Below are 16,102 nucleotides of genomic sequence, written 5' to 3' on the forward strand. Positions count from 1 at the left end.
GTGATGTTTATTTTTGTGTAGGAGGTTGCATTGGAAAGCGCCTGGCTAGGAATCCCAGCCAGGCGCTTTGGTTGAGGCTTTAAAAGTTGGTCGTTACCACCAGTTTTCACCGAAGAGCTCTGTCATGGGGCGCCCATCGTAACTTACGTTCTTGCACCAGTAGTCGTGGTAACTGCCGTTGTCTACGAGTTGCTGGCCGTCAATGTGGCACTGTGTTGCGTGGTAGCCGGAGTAATTCCTGATGTAGACCCTCTCATCCAGAACTGAGGAATCTTGCGCGGCTACCTCGGTTTGGGGCTGCGCTGCATGGGCAACGCCGGGCATGCCACCCGCAAAGACTGCGCTTGTGAGAATGGCGAGAGTGAACGCATACTTTTTGCTGGAGAATCGCTTCATTGGTTGCTTGCCTTTCTCTCTGGCTGTCAGGGACTTGACGAGACTAGCAGGATTCTCCTTCAGGGGGAGCCACTCAGGGTGGTATGTCAACTTCTTGGCGTGACCCTCTGTAGTAGTTCCACTTGAGTGGAGGTCTTAGTTGCGTGTCCGGATGTGGACAGGATTTCTGGATCTAATCCCTTGACGTCACTGCTTATGGTGGTTATCTGTGTCGCCCTATCTTGGTTCTGTTGGTGATCTTCAAATTTAGCGCCCTCGCCAAATTTGGTGTCGTTTGGTTCCCGGCCTGCCATTGGTGCCGCAAACGGCCTGTATTGGCGATCCACACGGCCCACGGCGATGTGGCCCGGGTCTGGCTGCACGCCCCTGTGGAGTGACGAGGACTTCGCTGCCTGGTGTCCATGCGGCGGGCGTCCGGGGCTGTCTCCCGGACAAGTCGTTCCACTGCTGACACGTCCGCAACTGGCCGAGGCCCGACACATGTGCATCGCCGAGCTGGTCGACCGGGGTCAGGCCTGACTCGTGCCACTTTTGAGCGGCGAGAAGGGTCACCACGCTTTGACCTGCGGTGATGGTGTCCGCAGAGGCGGTTCGGGTGGCTGGAAGGGGCACGAGTCCGGCCAGATCGCCGAGGAGGGCACACCGGAGCAGATCTTCGGCGACCCCAAGGAGGAGCGCACCAAGTCCTTCCTCCGCTCGGTGCTCGACAACGGTTTCTGAGAGGGCTTTCCGCACCCGCGCACCGCCGGGGCCGCTCCTTCGGGAGCGGCCCCTCGGCGTGACGGGACATGTCGAGGCGAGTGGCGACATACCGTAGTCATTAAGTAGCTTTTAGTTTCACCTTGGGCAGAATGAGAGTTCTGAGACAGGGGGGACTCTTGTGACCATGGTGCGAAGATGGGGGCTCGTCTGGGGGGTGCTGGTCGCCCTGCTGCTCGTCGCGGTGCCGATGCTCTCCCACCCCGTACTGCGCTCCGACGTCCTCGGCGACTCCCTGGTCCTCTTCCTGGTCTCCTGGTCCCCGATGCTGGTCGGCGGCATCCTGGCCTGGGCCATGGTCAGGGGCTTCGGCGCCCGCGAGCAGCTGGACCGCCGCGTCGTCCAGGCGATGGACGGCCACCCCCTCGGCCGCGAACTGGGCTGGCTGGGGCTCTTCCTCACCGGCTTCGTGGCGTCCATGGCGCTGCTGTCGCTGCTCTTCGCCACCTACGAGGCGGTGTTCGGCGCCGACCTGGCCATGTCCGAGGCGCTGGTCTCGCGCCTGCTGTTCCTGTTCACCCTGCCGCTGCTGGTCATGGACCGCTCCGGCATCACCCTGGACGGCAAGGGCACCGCCATGCCCGCGGTCGCCCTGAAGGTGTCCGAGCCCTGGCGCTGGCTCGGGATGGTCCCGATCGCCATCGCGCTGCTCCTGATCGGCTACCTGCTCATCCCGCGCCTGGGGCTGCCGGGGCCCTCCCTCCAACTGCTGGGCTACGTGCTCGCGTTCACCGTCATGGCGGTGTGCGAGGAGATCTTCTTCCGGGGGATGGTGCAGACCCGCCTGGAGATCCTCATGGGACGCTGGGGCGGCATCGTCACCACCTCGGTGGTCTTCGCCCTCACCTACGCCCTCATCCAGCCCTACGACGCGGTGTCCCAGCTGCCGGGGACCGACCTGGTCTACAACACCGGCCTGGCCCTGCTCACCTACGCCACGGCCAGCCTCCTCTACGGCTACCTGTGGACGTGCTTCCGCAACACGTGGATCCAGGTGGTGATGCGCGTCGGCATGTTCCTGATGCTCATGCCCCCCGACCTCCAGACCGGTGTCATGTGACCGGACCCGTGCACCGGGCGAACGGTAAAACCCGCGGTCGGAAGGGGAAGACCGCGGCGGGAACGGGCATAAGGCTACAGAGGGTCCACACCAGTCGTGTCGCGGTCATTTTCCCCTCACGGGGTTGTCACCTCGCGGTCATGGAAAAGGGGGAGTCTGCCCACTGTGAGCACGGAAACAGCGCCAACACCCGAGGGGCCCGCCGCCGGTACGCCCGAGCTTCCCGCCGACAGGTTCATGGACAGGGAGGAGGGGTGGCTGCGCTTCAACCAGCGCGTGCTCGAACTCGCCGAGGACGAGGACATCCCCCTCCTCGAACGCGCGCGGTTCCTGGCGATCTTCTCCAGCAACCTGGACGAGTTCTTCATGGTGCGCGTGGCCGGGCTCAAACGCCGCCTGGCCACCGGCCTGTCCGTCGCCTCCTCCAGCGGACACCACCCCCGCGCGCTGCTCGGGCGCATCTCCCGGTTCACCCGCGAACTCATGCTCCGCCAGGCCGCCTGCTTCCACGACAGCGTCGCGCCCGCCCTGCGCGAGGTCGGCATCCGCGTCGTGCGCTGGAACGAGCTGGAGACCGTCGAGCGCGAGAACCTGCGCGGCTACTTCCAGCGCTCGGTCTACCCGCTGGTGACGCCCTTCGCGGTCGACTCCGCGCACCCCTTCCCCTACATCTCCGGCCGCTCGCTCAACCTCGCGGTCGCCGTCCGCGACCCCCACGACGGGCGCCGCATGTTCGCCCGGGTCAAGATCCCCAGCTCCCTGCCCCGCTTCATCGAGCTGGGCGACCGAGAGGGCGGCCGGTTCGTCCCCGTCGAGGACATCGTCGCCGCCCACCTGCCCCAGCTCTTCGAGGGCATGCAGATCCTGGAGCACAACGCCTTCCGGGTCACCCGCAACGCCGACCTGGAGGTGGACGAGGACGAGACCGACGACCTCGTCACCTCCCTGGAGAACGAGCTGCTGCGCCGCCGCTTCGGCCCGCTCGTGCGCCTGGAGGTCGAACACGACATCAGCGACGAGGCCCTGGCCATACTCACCGAGGAGCTGGGCGCCGAGGAGGAGGAGATCTACCGGGTCCCCGGCCCGCTCAACCTCGCCGGGCTGTCCCAGATCGCCGACACCGACCGGCCCGAGCTGCGCTACCCGCCCATGGTCCCCGTCGAGCCGCGCGCCCTGACCTCCGGCGACCTCTTCGCCACCGTCCGCGAGCGCGAGGTCCTCGTCCACCACCCCTACGAGTCCTTCGCCACCACCACCGAGCGCTTCCTGGCCCTGGCCGCCACCGACCCCGAGGTCGTGGCGATCAAGCAGACCCTGTACCGCACCAGCGGCGACTCGCCCATCGTGGAGTCCCTCATCGAGGCCGCCCGCGAGGGCAAGGAGGTCGTGGTCCTGGTCGAGATCAAGGCCCGCTTCGACGAGCGGAACAACATCCAGTGGGCCCGCAAGCTCGAACAGGCGGGCTGCCACGTCGTCTACGGCGTCGTCGGCCTCAAGACCCACTGCAAGCTGTCGATGGTCGTGCGCCGCGACGACGACGGGCTGCTGCGCCGTTACTGCCACGTGGGCACCGGCAACTACAACCCGAGCACCGCCCGCATGTACGAGGACCTCGGCCTGTTCAGCGCCGACCCCGAGGTGGGCGAGGACGTCAGCGACCTGTTCAACAGCCTCACCGGCTTCTCCCGCAAGAAGCACTACCAGCGCCTGCTCGTGGCGCCCGGAGCCCTGCGCGAGAGCCTGCTCGAACAGATCGCCGTCGAGATCGACAACAGCCTCAGGGGCGAGCCCGCCCACATCCGGATCAAGGTCAACTCCCTGGTCGACCTGGAGATCATCGACGCCCTGTACCGGGCCTCCCAGGCCGGGGTGAACGTCGACCTGTGGGTGCGCGGCAGCTGCGTCCTGCGCGCCGGAGTGCCCGGGCTGTCCGACAACATCCGGGTGCGCAGCATCCTGGGCCGCTTCCTGGAGCACTCCCGCATCTTCGTCTTCGCCAACGGCTGGCGGCCCCAGGTGTGGATCGGCAGCGCCGACCTGATGCCCCGCAACCTCGACCGCCGGGTCGAGGCCCTGGTGCGCGTGGCCGACACCGAGCAGTGCCGCAGGCTGGTGCGCCTCATGGACCTGGCGATGGACGACGCCACCTCGTCCTGGCGGCTCGAACCCGACGGGACGTGGACCCGGTGCACCCGCGACGGCGACGGGCGCCCGCTCACCGACCTCCAGGACAGCCTGCGCGGCGACCGCCACCTGCGCGTGGTGGAGGGCGGGTGAGCACCGTACCGAACGGGGGAGACGTGGAGGGATCGGTCGAGGGCGCCCACGGGGCGGGCCCCCTGCGCGAGACGGCGGTCGGCGGCTACCTCGAACCCATCCGCGCGGCTGGAGCCCTGCTGTGGCGCGAGGGCGCGGGCGGCACCGAGATCGTCCTGGTCCGCAGGCCCGACCGGGGCGACTGGTCCCTGCCCAAGGGCAAGCTCAAGAGCCGCGAGCACCCCGTGACCGGCGCGGTCCGCGAGGTGGTCGAGGAGACCGGCCTGACCCCCGTGCTGGGCCGCAGGCTCCCCCCGCAGCGCTACCTCAAGGACGGCTGGCCCAAGCAGGTGGAGTGGTGGGCGGCCACCACCGCCGACCCGGCCGCGGGGATCGACTACCCGCCCAACGACGAGGTGGACCTGGTCGAGTGGGTGCCGGTGGAGGAGGCCCGCGACCGCCTCACCTACGACCACGACGTGCGGGTGGTCGACAACTTCCTGGCCGGGCCCGCGAACACCTTCCCCGTCATCCTGCTGCGGCACCTGTCGGCGGGGGACAAGGGCGCCTGGACCGACGACGACCTGCTGCGGCCCCTGGACGGGACCGGGCGGGCCGACGCCCTGGCCCTGCCCCGGGTGCTGAGCGCCTACGGGCGGCCCCGCGTGGTGACGTCGGCGGCGGCGCGTTGCACCGAGTCGCTGCTGCCCTACACGGTGGAGTACGACGTGCCCACGCGCACCGAGCGGGCGTTCACGATCCACACGTCCCCGGACGGCTCCGCGTACGGCGTGGCGGAGGCCCGCGAGGCGTTCGCTCGCGTCCTGGCCGAGGGGAGGCCGACCGTCGTGTGCACGCACGGCGAACTCGTCCCGCAGCTCATGGCCGAGGCGCTCACCCGGCTGGGCGCGCCGTTCTCCCAGCAGCTGGGGCTGCGCAAGGGCTCCTTCTGGGTGGTGCACGTCACCGCCCGGGGCGGAGGGCTGGCGGCGGTGGAGCGGCACGCCGTCCGGGCCTGAACCCGGATCCGGCGGGGTGGCCTGAAGCCGGCCGCGCGGCGCTGCCATGATGCGGTCATGGCCAAACACAGGGTTGCGCGGAGCGTCGTGGTCGACGCTCCCGCCAAGCGGATCTTCGACATCATCGCGGCGCCGGAGCGGCACGCCGAGTTCGACGGCTCCGACACCGTCCTCTCCACCCTCTTCGGCCCGGAGCGGCTGGAGCGGGGCAGCGAGTTCGGCATGGACATGAGGATGTTCGGCGTCGGCTACCGGATCACCAACCGGGTGGTGGAGTACGAGGAGGACCGCCTCATCGCCTGGCGGCACTTCGGCCCGCACCGCTGGCGCTACGAGCTGGAGGAACTGGCGGAGGCGGGCACCCGCGTCACGGAGACCTTCGACTACTCCAGGGGCCTGCCGGCCTTCTACGTCCTCATGGGGATGCCCGCCAGGAACGCGCGGAGCATCGAGCAGACTTTGGTGCGCCTCAAGGCCGCGGCGGAGTCGCGGGAGGGCTGACCGGCCGTCCGGCCCGACGGCCGACACGACGGGCGCCGCCCGCGGGTCGGGGGCCGCGGGCGGCGCTGTGGTGAGGAGAGCGGGTCCGTCGCGTCGGCGCCGCGCGCCCCCTCCTGCGCGGGCGCGCCGTGCTCAGCCGGACGCGCGGACCCGGCGGCTAGCGCCGGTCGTCGTCCTCGTCGTCCTGGTGGTAGCCGTCCTTGTGGTCCTTGCCCTTGCGGTCCTCGTCGCCGTGGTCGCCCTTCTTGCGGTCGTGGCCCTCGCGGTCCTCGTGGTCGCCCTTGCGGTCCTCGTGGTCGCCCTTGCGGTCCTCGTGGTCGCCCTTGCGGTCCTCGTGGTCGCCGCCGCGCCGGTCGTGGCCCTCGCGGCCGTCGCGGTCACCCTTCTCGCGCTTGTCCTTCTTGCCCTTGTCCTCGTGGCCGTCGCCGTGGTCGCCCTTCTTGCGGTCGTCGCCCCTGCGGTCCTCGTGGTCGCCCTTGCGCCGGTCGTCGCCGTCGCGGCCCTCGCGGCCCTCGCGGTCGCCCTTCTTGCCCTCGTCGTCGTCCCCGCCCTTGTGGTCCCTGCCCTTGTCGCCGTGGTCGTGCCCGTTGTCACCGTGCTCGTGGTGCCAGCCGTTGTCGTGGTGACCGTGGTAGCCGTTGTGCTCCTCGTCCGCGACGGCGGGGGAGGCGGCGCCGATGACGGCACCGGCGGTCAGGGCCATAAGGGCGAGTCCAGCGATACGCTTCACAATAATCCTTGCTTTGAGTAGCCAAAAAATCACTGACAGTGATGAATGTAGGCTGGCGATCCCCGTTTGGCCAGTTCATCGGCGCAAGGAAATCAACATTGCTCTCGCAGAGCGCGCGGATTCCACGACAGAACACGGAACGTCCGCACATGCCCTAAAGTTCGGCAAGGGCCCCTGTTCCACGCGTCTCCCGGCAACCGCGGCGCGCACCGGTGGGGCCCGTGCACGATCGGGTCGAACCAGAGTCGGGGGCACACGTGGGAACAACCTTGGGCGACGTCTGGCGGGAAGTGCTGTCGGTCCAGCCCGAACCGGAGCGGTGGATCATCGTCACCGCGGCGGTGCTGGCCCTGGCGGCCGTGCTGCTCGGACCGCCCTGGCGGATCGGGCGCAACGTCGTCACCATCGCCCACGAGGGCGGACACGCCCTGGTCGCCCTGCTCAGCGGCCGCCAGCTCACCGGGATCCGCCTGCACTCCGACACCTCGGGGGTCACCGTCTCCCGGGGCAAGCCGACCGGCATAGGCATGGTCCTGACCGTCTTCGCGGGCTACGTCGCCTCGTCGGTCATCGGCCTGCTCGGCATCCTCATGCTCATGTCGGACCGCATCACCGCCCTGCTGTGGCTGAGCATCGTGGTGCTCGCCGCCATGCTCCTGATGATCCGCAACGTCTACGGCGTGGTGTCGATCGTGGTGACCGGCGCGGTGGTGTTCGGCATCAGCTGGTTCACCCCGCCGGAGGTGCAGGCGGCCTTCGCCTACCTGTTCATCTGGTTCCTGCTCTTCGCGGGCGTGCGGCCGGTGATCGAACTCCAGGCCCAGCGCAGGCGCAACCCCTCACCGCACTCAGACGCCGACCAGCTGGCCCGTCTCACCGGCGTGCCGGGAACCCTGTGGGTCGTGGTGTTCTTCCTGTTCAACGCGGCCGTGACCGGCCTCGGCGTCTGGCTGCTGCTCTTCTAGGCAGTGCTTTTTTGGGACCTCCGCTCCGCTTCGGTCCGTGTTCGGGCGCCCAAGGTGCGGGAACCTTCGGTGCCTACGGCGGGTTCGCTCGTTCCTCGCGAACCCGCCTCCGCCACCTCCAGAACCCCGCAGGCGCCCGAACCAACCCCCACGGGCTGAGACCGGTTCGCAAAGGTTGTGGGACCGGCGCCTCGAACGCGACGGCCCCGGACACGACGAAGGGGCGCGACCGCCGTGGTCGCGCCCCTCGCGCGTGTGCTGTGGCCGTGTCCGCTGTCGTCGTGTGTCCGGGAGGCTGCCCGGGGGCCGGGCGGCACGGGCGCTAGGCGCGCGGCGCCGTGAGCGCCTCCGAGACCGTCGTGAAGACGGGGATGCGCGTGTCGAGCGAGGTCACCCGCAGGGTCTGGAGCACCCGGTGGATGGGTGAGGCGATGGCCAGGACCGCCTTCTGCTCCTTGGCCGCCTTGTGCGCGCGGATCAGGACGCGCAGACCGCTGGAGTCGATGAACCGCAGGTCGGCGCAGTCCAGGACCACCCGGCCGAAGGGCTGCGTGGTCAGAGCCTCGGTCACCGCCTCCTGGAAGCGGTGCTCGGTGGCCATGTCGATCTCCCCGTCCAACGCCAGGACGCGTCCGGCGTCGTGCAGGGTGGAGGAGATGTTCAGGTCGGGCATGGCGACTCCGGCGTATTCGGGCCTCGCCCGACGGATCGGCGCGGTGGGCCGCACGCGGCTCCACGAGCGCGTGCCGACCGGGACGTTGGTCGTGTTACCGCGGTGGCCAAGCTGATGGTTCATCAAGTTCCTTGCGTGATGCCCCCGGACCGGGGGTGAAACGCCCTTCTCGCCTGGGTCTGCCGGACGGGTCCGCGTGAAACGGAGTCATCGGGCAAACGTACGGACCCGGGCCGGAAGTTCCTGCGTGTCCGTGCCCTTGCGATGGAGGCGGCAAGAACGGACGGTGCGCCGGTGGGCGCCGAGCCGTTGCCTCGGGCCACTCCCGCCCTCGGCAACTGTGCAAACCAGCCCGCGGGGGCGGGCATTCCCCGCCGGTGCGGCGGGGGTGGCCGTCGGAGGGCGGTGCCTGGCCTCTTCCGAACGGTCGGTCGGACCGGCTCCGCGCCCGGCGGAGCGCCGGGTGTCTCCCATGAGAAGCCGTCCAGCCACGGACTTTACCACAGCGCCGTGGCCGATTCGTGACGTGAGCGACGCAAGGTCGTGCTCGCGTCCTTTGCTCCCCGTGTGCTTTATGAGGTATGCATCACATGCACTGGGCGTTCTCGGCGGGTTCGGGGGCCGGTGTCCGGTCCTCGTCCCTCTGCTGGAGGGCCCACACGCACGCGGACAGTGTGAGCGGTACCACCACCGTCAGTGCGATCGCCGGGATCGCCACCCCGGAGTCGTTGACCGCGAAGCCCACCAGAGCGGTCACCAGGGAGCCGGTCAGTCCGGCCCGCAGCGTCGGCGCGTACTCGTAGGCCACCTGGAGCGCGCCGATCCGCCAGTGGGTCGGCCGGTGCAGCATCACGAACAGGAACACCAGCGCGCACGCCGCCAGCAGGGTCAGCTGCCAGTTGCCCAGCGTCCCCAGCATCGCGCTCAGCTTGCGGGCCACCACCGCCCCCGCCTCGCCGCTGACCACCTGGCCCGCGAACGCCCCGAGGTGGCTGCGGTCCCCGGGCGGGCGCAGGTAGTCCAGCCACGAGATCAGCGAGATCGCCGCCACCGTCACCAGGGCCACCACGGCCAGGCGCACCGCCGTCACGCGCACCCCGGCGATCATCATCGTCGTCACCGCCAGGCCGGGGATCAGCGCGATCACCCCGCCGAAGTCGGTGCCCAGGCCCGGCCAGCCCACGATCAGCACCGTCGCCGCACCGACGACCAGGGTCACCGCCACGGCGGAGCGGCGCCAGCCCCGCGAGACCAGTTCGTGGGAGACCCCCGCCACCGTCATCAGCATGCCGGTCGCGAACGTCGCGAACGCGATGTTGCCGACCCCGTAGAACCGGCCCGCCACGATCGGCGAGTACCCCGTGGGCGAGTTCATCTGGAGGTAGGCGCCGAAGCACAGGTCCAGGAAGAGCACCGCCGTGGTCGCGCCCGCGACCACCGTCATCGGGCCCAGGGCGGTGCGCCGCCACGGCCCCGCCATGGCCAGCGCCACCACCAGGGCGTCCGCGGCCAGGACGCACACCAGCAGCGACAACAGGGGAGAGGACGAGGCCCACCACGGGATGAGGTTGGCCAGGTAACTGGCCACCGGGAAGGCCGCCCCGGCCAGCGCCACCGCCCGCGTCAGCGTCAGCACGCGCGCGCGTTTGCCGCGCTGCCGGTTGGAGTAGCGGTGCAGCGCGTAGGCCGCCGCCGCGTAGACGAGCAGCTGGAAGGCGACCAGGCCGCTGAAGAAGCCCGGGATGGCGGCGCCCACCACCACCGCGGCGGTGTTGAACTCCACCAGCCGCCCGACGGCCTCGTCCGTCGCCGGCGGCCGGTCGGCCAGGTGCCAGGCCCGGCCGCTGGTCGGCTCGGTGGCCCGCATCCCCAGGGCGGTCAGGACGGTCGGCGTGGTGTCGGTGAGCACCACCAGCCCGGCCCGGCGGGTCGAGTCCGAGGCCAGGAAGGCCCCCTCACCGGTGAACCCGGTATCCGCGACCTCACCGGACACGGCCACCGTGAGCTGGGAGGGCCCGGTGTCCATGGAGACGCCGACCACCATCAGCGACGAGCCGGTCGGCAGCACGCGCTCCAGCGTCCGCAGCCGCTCGTCCATGTCGGCCAGCGCCTTGTCGCGCTCCCACTCGGGGACGTCCTCGGGGTCGGGCTCGGGCGGTCCCTCGGCCTCCCCGTCCGCCTCCTCGTCCTCGTCGGCGTCCTCGCCGACCGGCTCCTGGGCGGCCTCCCGGGCCTCCTGGTCGGTGATCGGCGGGTCCGGGTAGTCGGGGTAGAGGCGGGTGAGCCCGGCCAGTTCGACCGCCGCGAGGGAGACCCCCTCCAGACGGTCGGTGGTCAGTTCGCGCACGTCGTCGACGTAGTGGTCCACCCGACCGGAGGCGTCGGCCACGCCCAGGGCGGCGCCGTGGCCCACGGCGAGCGTGGTCCCGCCCTCCTCGCGCACGGTCTGCCCGAGCAGTCCCACGGGGGCCTGGAAGGCGGTCCGCGCGTTCTGGCTGACGTAGGCGTCGAAACCCGGGACGACCGCGCCCGAGCCGGTGCGCTCGGGCTCCGGGGCGGCCTCGCACACCGTGAAGCGCTCCCGGATGGACAGGGCGCGCTGCCCGGCCGACACCGACAGCCAGCCGTCGGTCGGGCAGGTGCGCGAGGTGGCCGTGCGGATCGACACGTTGCCGATCGAACCCTCCTCGGCCATCCCCCACAGGGTCGGTGTGGTCTCGGGGTTCACGTCCTGCCACAGCAGCCCCGGTACCCCCACGAGCACCACGGGTCCCTCACGCTGCCCGGCCGGTCCCTCGGGCCCGGACAGGGCGTCGGTCTCGGCGGGAACCGCGGCGGACGCGGCGGGCGCTGCGCACAGCACCACCGCGGCGGACAGCAGCAGGGCACCCAGACGCGTTCCCCAGCGCGTCCCCGGTGTGACGAGCCGTCGTGGCATGGCGGACCCCCCGTCGCGCGCTCAGCCGGACTGGTCGCTCACCCTAGCCATTCTCCGCGCCGCGTAGGGGGATTCGCGGGGCCCGGCGCGTGGGGCGGCACGGGCGGCGGAGGGCGCGAGAGGGGTTCGGGTCGGTAACCGGACGACGCGCGGACGGGGTTTCGGTCAGGGGGCGATACCCCACTCCCGGAGGGTCCGCGCGGTGTCGGGCTGCCGGGCGCCCCGGGTGACCCCGCCCGGGGTGCGGTCGAAGCGCGGTGCCGGGCCCGACACGATCCGGTCGCCGTCGCGCACGAGCGAGCCCCGGGCGCGCACGTGCGGGTGGTCGGGGGCCTCCTCCAGGGACAGGACGGGCATCACGCAGGCGTCGGCGCCCTCGAAGACCTCTCCCCACGCGTCGCGGGTGCGGGTGCGCAGGACCTCGGCGAACCGCTCCCGCAGCCGGGGCCAGCCCGACCGGTCCCACTGGTCGGGCAGGTCCTCCCCGGCCAGGCCGGTGCCCTCCAGGAACGCGGCGTAGAACTGGGGCTCGATGCAGCCCACCGACACGTACCGGCCGTCGGCGCACTCGTAGACGTCGTACCAGGGTGCGCCGGTGTCCAGGTAGTTGGTGCCGCGCTCGTCGCTCCAGGAACCGCGCGCGCGGTCCTCGTGCAGCATCGACATCAGCAGCGCGCTGCCGTCCACCATCGCGGCGTCCACGACCTGGCCGCGGCCGGAGGAGTGGCGCTCGACCAGCGCGCCGAGGACGCCGGTGACCGCGAACATGGTGCCCCCGGCGAAGTCGCCCAGGAGGTTGACCGGGGGGACCGGCGGGCCGCCCGCGCGCCCGATGGAGTGCAGGGCGCCGTTCACGGAGATGTAGTTCATGTCGTGCCCGGCGGTGCGGGCCAGCGGCCCGTCCTGGCCCCAGCCGGTGACCCGCGCGTAGACCAGGCGCGGGTTGGCCTCCAGGCAGGCCTCGGGGCCCAGGCCCAGGCGCTCCATGACCCCGGGACGGAAGCCCTCCAGGAGCACGTCGGCGCGGGAGACCAGGTCGCGGGCGAGCGCGAGGCCCTCCTCGGACTTGAGGTCGGCGGGCAGGACGGTGCGCCCCTCGCTCATGTGGGGCCCGCCCCCGCCGGAGTTCATCGCGTCGGCGGCCGCGGGGCGGTCGAGGCGGATGACGCTGGCGCCCAGGTCGGCGAGGAGCATCCCGGCCATCGGCGCCGGGCCGATCCCGGTGAACTCGACGACGCGGATTCCGTTCAGGGGTCCCATGGGGAGGTCTCCAAGGCGGTAGAGGGGAGCGCGCGCGACCAGAACAGCGCTCGGTTCATTGTGCAGGGTCCGGTTCCGCCGCGCCACGTCGGCGCCCTCCACGGTGCGCCGGGGGAGAGGGGAGCGGAAAGGGCGGTAAAGAGGGGAAAAGGAAATTCGGTTTCGAAGGTCCGCGAGTCGCTTCGCCTTTTTCGGTCAGATACAAAAGTGCTCCAGCAAGGGGCGTTAATGCGTCGGTGCTCGCTGGCGGAAGAGCCCTTCTCCGGCTCCGGAAAAAAATTTCCGCCACCCCGCCGCCAGTGGTGGCACACCGGAGCGCACCCGTGCGGACAGATCACGGGAAAACCGTACCGACCTTTCCGAAAATGACGAATCCGCCATGTCCAGCACCACGGAGACCCCCGCCTCGGGGAAGGGCGCCCGCCGCACCCGGGGACGGCGACGCGCCCGGCGGCATCTCCCGCTCCCGCCCCCGGTCGCGGCCGCCGCCCCCGCCGGGCAGACCCGGCCCACCCAGCAGCTCTACGACAGCGTCGGCGGCGACCGGCCGAGCCAGTGGCCCCACTGCGGCACGCACCTGTTCGACTGACCGCGAGGATGTGCGGCTGCTTCTCCGTCAGGCCCGACCCACCGACTGACCGACACCGAGGGGCCGTCCCGGACCCGGAGCGCAACGGCGACCGGAGGACCGGTCGGGCCACCGCCCGCATTCGCCGCAAACGGGACGACGCGCGGGAGCTGGCAAGATGTGGGGGTGACACAGACACCCGCACCCGACGACCGCTCCCGCCTGCTCACCCCCGCCGACGTGCGGACACTGGCGGAGCGGTTCGGTATCCGGCCCACCAAGACCCTGGGCCAGAACTTCGTCATCGACCACGGCACCGTCCGCCGCATCGTGCGGGTCGCGGGGGTCACCGAGGAGGACGCCGTCGTCGAGGTCGGCCCGGGTCTGGGCTCGCTCACCCTGGCACTCCTCCCGCACGTGCGCCATGTGACCGCCGTGGAGATCGATCCGGCGCTGGCCGAGGCACTGCCGGGCACCGTCGCCGACCACGCGCCCGACCTCGCCGACCGGCTCACCGTCGTCCACGGCGACGCCATGCGCGTGACCGGGCTGCCCGGACCCGAACCCACGGCGCTGGTGGCCAACCTGCCCTACAACGTGTCCGTCCCGGTCCTGCTGCACCTGCTGGAACTGCTGCCCAGCCTGCGGCGGGTCCTGGTCATGGTGCAGGCCGAGGTCGCCGACCGCGTCACCGCCTCCCCGGGCGGCCGCGTCTACGGGGTGCCCTCGGCCAAGGTCGCCTGGTACGCCGGGGCCCGCCGCGCGGGAGCCGTCGGCCGCAACGTGTTCTGGCCCGCCCCCAACGTCGACTCCGGGCTGGTCGAACTCATCCGCCGCCCGCCGCCCGCCACCACGGCGAGCCGCGAGGAGGTGTTCCGGGTGATCGACGCCGCCTTCGCCCAGCGCCGCAAGACCCTGCGCGCCGCCCTGGCCGGGTGGGCCGGTTCACCGCCCGCCGCCGAGACCGCCCTGCGCGCGGCGGGCGTGGACCCCTCGGCCCGGGGCGAGTCGCTGGACGTGACCGCGTTCGCGGCCATCGCCGAGCAGCGCCCGCGGCCCTGAACCACGGCGAACCGGGCCCGGCCCCGGCCGCCGGGGCGGGCCGGGGGCATGCTCCCCGCCCTTCCCCGGGCGCTTCCCGGGCACCCGAACAGGGGCCGCACCCGCAGCGGCACGCTTTCGCGGGACAAGCCGCGGGGCGCCTCCCCGTCCCGGTCGGCGCCCCGCGTTTCCCGCGTCCCCAGCGGGTCCTTGTGTTTTCCCTTGTGGTTCTCGCAGCCCCCGCCTCCGGGGGCGTGTCCGTCACTCCAAGGTGTCGGAGCGGCTCTTCGCGGAGGGCCGCTCGCGCCGGTGCCGGGCGAGCACTCGGGCCGCCCCGGCAGCGCCCAGACCCCCCAACAGCACCGGCAGCACCCACAGGACGTTGAACTCCCAGTCGCCCGTGCCGCGCATGACGAACCCGACCGCCAGGCCGAGGAACAGCAGGCCCGCGACCAGCGAGCCCCAGTCAGTCCTACGCTCCGCCACGCTTCACCTCCACGACCCCGACCAGTGAGTCGGTGCGCACGTTGATCCGCGGGGCCCGGGCCCCGTCGCCGCCCCGCGCTTCCTCGCCCCGGGCCCCGGCCTCCGCCGCGGCCCCGTGGACCTCCTCGTAGTCCAGGGTGACCCCGAACACGTCGTCCCGCCCGCCCTCGCCGAAGTCCACGCCCCCCAGACCGATCGTCGAGCGCACCGCGACCTCCGCGTCCTCGGGCAGGACCAGCTCCACGCGGCCCGCCCCCATCCACAGCGACACGTCGACCGCCTCGCCGGGCTCCAGGTCCTCCAGCCCCGTCAGGTCCAGGGTCCCCGAACCCACGGTGAGCCGGTGGTCCCCGGACTCGGCCGCGGCCACCGTGGTCGGCCGCCACGTCTCGTCGCCGATCCGCACCCGGGTCAGGTCGGTCACCGACGCCAGCATCACCAGCAGCACGGCCGCCGCGCCCATCGGCAGCAGCCCCCGCGGATTACCCGCCCAGGTGCCGACCAGCGCGTACACGCCGACCACCGCCAGCGACCCGGCCAGGAAGAACACCCCGGTCTCCGGCCCGAACAGCAGGTCGGCCGTCCGCCCGCTCCACAGCGAGGACGACCAGCCGAACTCCAGCACCGACACCACGACCGCCCCGGCCACGACCGTCCACAGGGCCAGGGAGGCCAGCGGCAGTCGCCTGCTCTCGGGACCGCATCCCCCGTCCTGCGCCCCCCGCGCGTCGGACCCGCCCGACTCGCCGGAACGCCCCTCCTCCTCGTCCTCGTCCCCCTCGGCGTCCCGCGCGGCGCCGCGCTCCGCCACCACCGCCAGGTCCACCGGCCCCTGCGGCGCGGACGCCCACGGCTGGGCCGGGTTGTAGTAGGTCGCGGTCGGCTCCGGGGAGGGCGTCGCGGGCGGCGGGTCCGTGGCCCGCAGGTCCTCGCGCAGCTCGGTGAACGCCGTCCGAAGGTCCACGCCCCGGTTGCGCGCGGCCAGCAGCCCCAGCACCAGGGGCACCGCCAGCACCAGCGTCGACCACCCCAGTCCGCCGACCAGGCTGAACGTCGTCGCGACCGCCAACCCCACCGCGAGCAGCTTGGGCACCGTACGGGGCGGGATACTGCGGTTGAGCATCTGCTCGAACGTCGCCGGAACCCCCTGGGCGTCGCGCATGAGCATCCACGCGGCGATGTAGAGCAGCAGCCCCGTCGCCCCGGCGAACGAGGTCAGCACGAAGGCCGCACGCCACACCACCGGATCGACCCCGGTGTACCGGCCCAGGCCCGCGCACACACCGGCCAGGACCCTGTCCTCGTCCCCCTTGCGCAGCTCGCGCACGGAAGCCCCGGCGTCCGCCTCCGCCGTACCGGAAGCCGACGCCGCCGGGGCGCCCTCCGGCACCGGGTCGTCAGTCATGGTCACTCACCGCGCTCTCCTCACCCACCCATGGTCACCCGCCGC

The 16,102-nt window shown here is 71.5% G+C and carries 13 protein-coding genes and 1 pseudogene; 8 read left to right on the top strand and 6 right to left on the bottom strand.

What is annotated here, in order from left to right; all coding sequences use genetic code 11:
• Positions 1-1,008: 1,008 nt before the first annotated feature.
• The 5 genes and pseudogenes from AC0VX6_RS03700 to AC0VX6_RS03720 form a co-directional block, all read left to right on the top strand.
• Positions 1,009-1,116 (top strand): annotated as a pseudogene (locus AC0VX6_RS03700) (L-cystine ABC transporter ATP-binding protein YecC); the annotation flags it as partial.
• Between the two features lie 166 nt (positions 1,117-1,282).
• Positions 1,283-2,215: a lysostaphin resistance A-like protein gene (locus AC0VX6_RS03705; protein WP_475467383.1), complete on the top strand. Its 933-nt coding sequence runs from the start codon at positions 1,283-1,285 to the stop codon at positions 2,213-2,215.
• 165 nt (positions 2,216-2,380) lie between these two features.
• On the top strand, positions 2,381-4,492 hold the full coding sequence (locus AC0VX6_RS03710; protein WP_475467384.1) for an RNA degradosome polyphosphate kinase: 2,112 nt from the start codon (positions 2,381-2,383) through the stop codon (positions 4,490-4,492).
• Positions 4,489-5,490, top strand: coding sequence for an NUDIX hydrolase (locus tag AC0VX6_RS03715; RefSeq protein ID WP_475467385.1), 1,002 nt, complete (start codon positions 4,489-4,491; stop codon positions 5,488-5,490). The genes AC0VX6_RS03710 and AC0VX6_RS03715 overlap by 4 nt, the downstream gene beginning before the upstream one ends.
• A gap of 57 nt (positions 5,491-5,547) precedes the next feature.
• Positions 5,548-5,991 carry an SRPBCC family protein gene (locus AC0VX6_RS03720; protein WP_274976207.1) on the top strand — a complete coding sequence of 148 codons (444 nt, stop codon included), beginning with the start codon at positions 5,548-5,550 and terminating at the stop codon, positions 5,989-5,991.
• Between the two features lie 157 nt (positions 5,992-6,148).
• On the opposite strand, the gene AC0VX6_RS03725 is transcribed toward AC0VX6_RS03720, so the two are convergent.
• Positions 6,149-6,721 (bottom strand): hypothetical protein, encoded by a 573-nt coding sequence (locus AC0VX6_RS03725; RefSeq protein ID WP_475467386.1) that lies wholly within the window; start codon positions 6,719-6,721, stop codon positions 6,149-6,151.
• 269 nt (positions 6,722-6,990) lie between these two features.
• Here AC0VX6_RS03725 and AC0VX6_RS03730 point away from each other — a divergent pair, with 269 nt between their 5' ends.
• Entirely contained in the window at positions 6,991-7,686 is a 696-nt protein-coding gene (locus AC0VX6_RS03730) for a M50 family metallopeptidase (RefSeq protein ID WP_274976209.1), read from the top strand.
• Positions 7,687-8,008: 322 nt separating this feature from the next.
• On the opposite strand, the gene AC0VX6_RS03735 is transcribed toward AC0VX6_RS03730, so the two are convergent.
• The 3 genes from AC0VX6_RS03735 to AC0VX6_RS03745 all read right to left on the bottom strand — a co-directional run bounded on the left by AC0VX6_RS03735 (position 8,009) and on the right by AC0VX6_RS03745 (position 12,557).
• Positions 8,009-8,359: an STAS domain-containing protein gene (locus AC0VX6_RS03735; protein WP_017567895.1), complete on the bottom strand. Its 351-nt coding sequence runs from the start codon at positions 8,357-8,359 to the stop codon at positions 8,009-8,011.
• Between the two features lie 586 nt (positions 8,360-8,945).
• Positions 8,946-11,297, bottom strand: coding sequence for a hypothetical protein (locus AC0VX6_RS03740; RefSeq protein WP_475467387.1), 2,352 nt, complete (start codon positions 11,295-11,297; stop codon positions 8,946-8,948).
• A 165-nt stretch (positions 11,298-11,462) separates the two neighbouring features.
• Entirely contained in the window at positions 11,463-12,557 is a 1,095-nt protein-coding gene (locus tag AC0VX6_RS03745; RefSeq protein WP_274976211.1) for a CaiB/BaiF CoA transferase family protein, read from the bottom strand.
• 379 nt (positions 12,558-12,936) lie between these two features.
• Here AC0VX6_RS03745 and AC0VX6_RS03750 point away from each other — a divergent pair, with 379 nt between their 5' ends.
• Both AC0VX6_RS03750 and rsmA read left to right on the top strand, forming a co-directional pair.
• Positions 12,937-13,146 (top strand): hypothetical protein, encoded by a 210-nt coding sequence (locus AC0VX6_RS03750; protein ID WP_274978297.1) that lies wholly within the window; start codon positions 12,937-12,939, stop codon positions 13,144-13,146.
• A gap of 159 nt (positions 13,147-13,305) precedes the next feature.
• Complete coding sequence (rsmA, locus tag AC0VX6_RS03755) at positions 13,306-14,187, top strand: 16S rRNA (adenine(1518)-N(6)/adenine(1519)-N(6))-dimethyltransferase RsmA (RefSeq protein WP_019610166.1); 882 nt, start codon at positions 13,306-13,308, stop codon at positions 14,185-14,187.
• Positions 14,188-14,427: 240 nt separating this feature from the next.
• On the opposite strand, the gene AC0VX6_RS03760 is transcribed toward rsmA, so the two are convergent.
• Positions 14,428-14,652, bottom strand: coding sequence for a hypothetical protein (locus AC0VX6_RS03760; protein ID WP_274976213.1), 225 nt, complete (start codon positions 14,650-14,652; stop codon positions 14,428-14,430).
• Complete coding sequence (locus tag AC0VX6_RS03765; protein WP_274976214.1) at positions 14,639-16,063, bottom strand: PspC domain-containing protein; 1,425 nt, start codon at positions 16,061-16,063, stop codon at positions 14,639-14,641. The genes AC0VX6_RS03760 and AC0VX6_RS03765 overlap by 14 nt, the downstream gene beginning before the upstream one ends.
• Positions 16,064-16,102 lie beyond the last annotated feature (39 nt).

Source organism: Nocardiopsis sp. iso_25 (assembly GCF_056173305.1).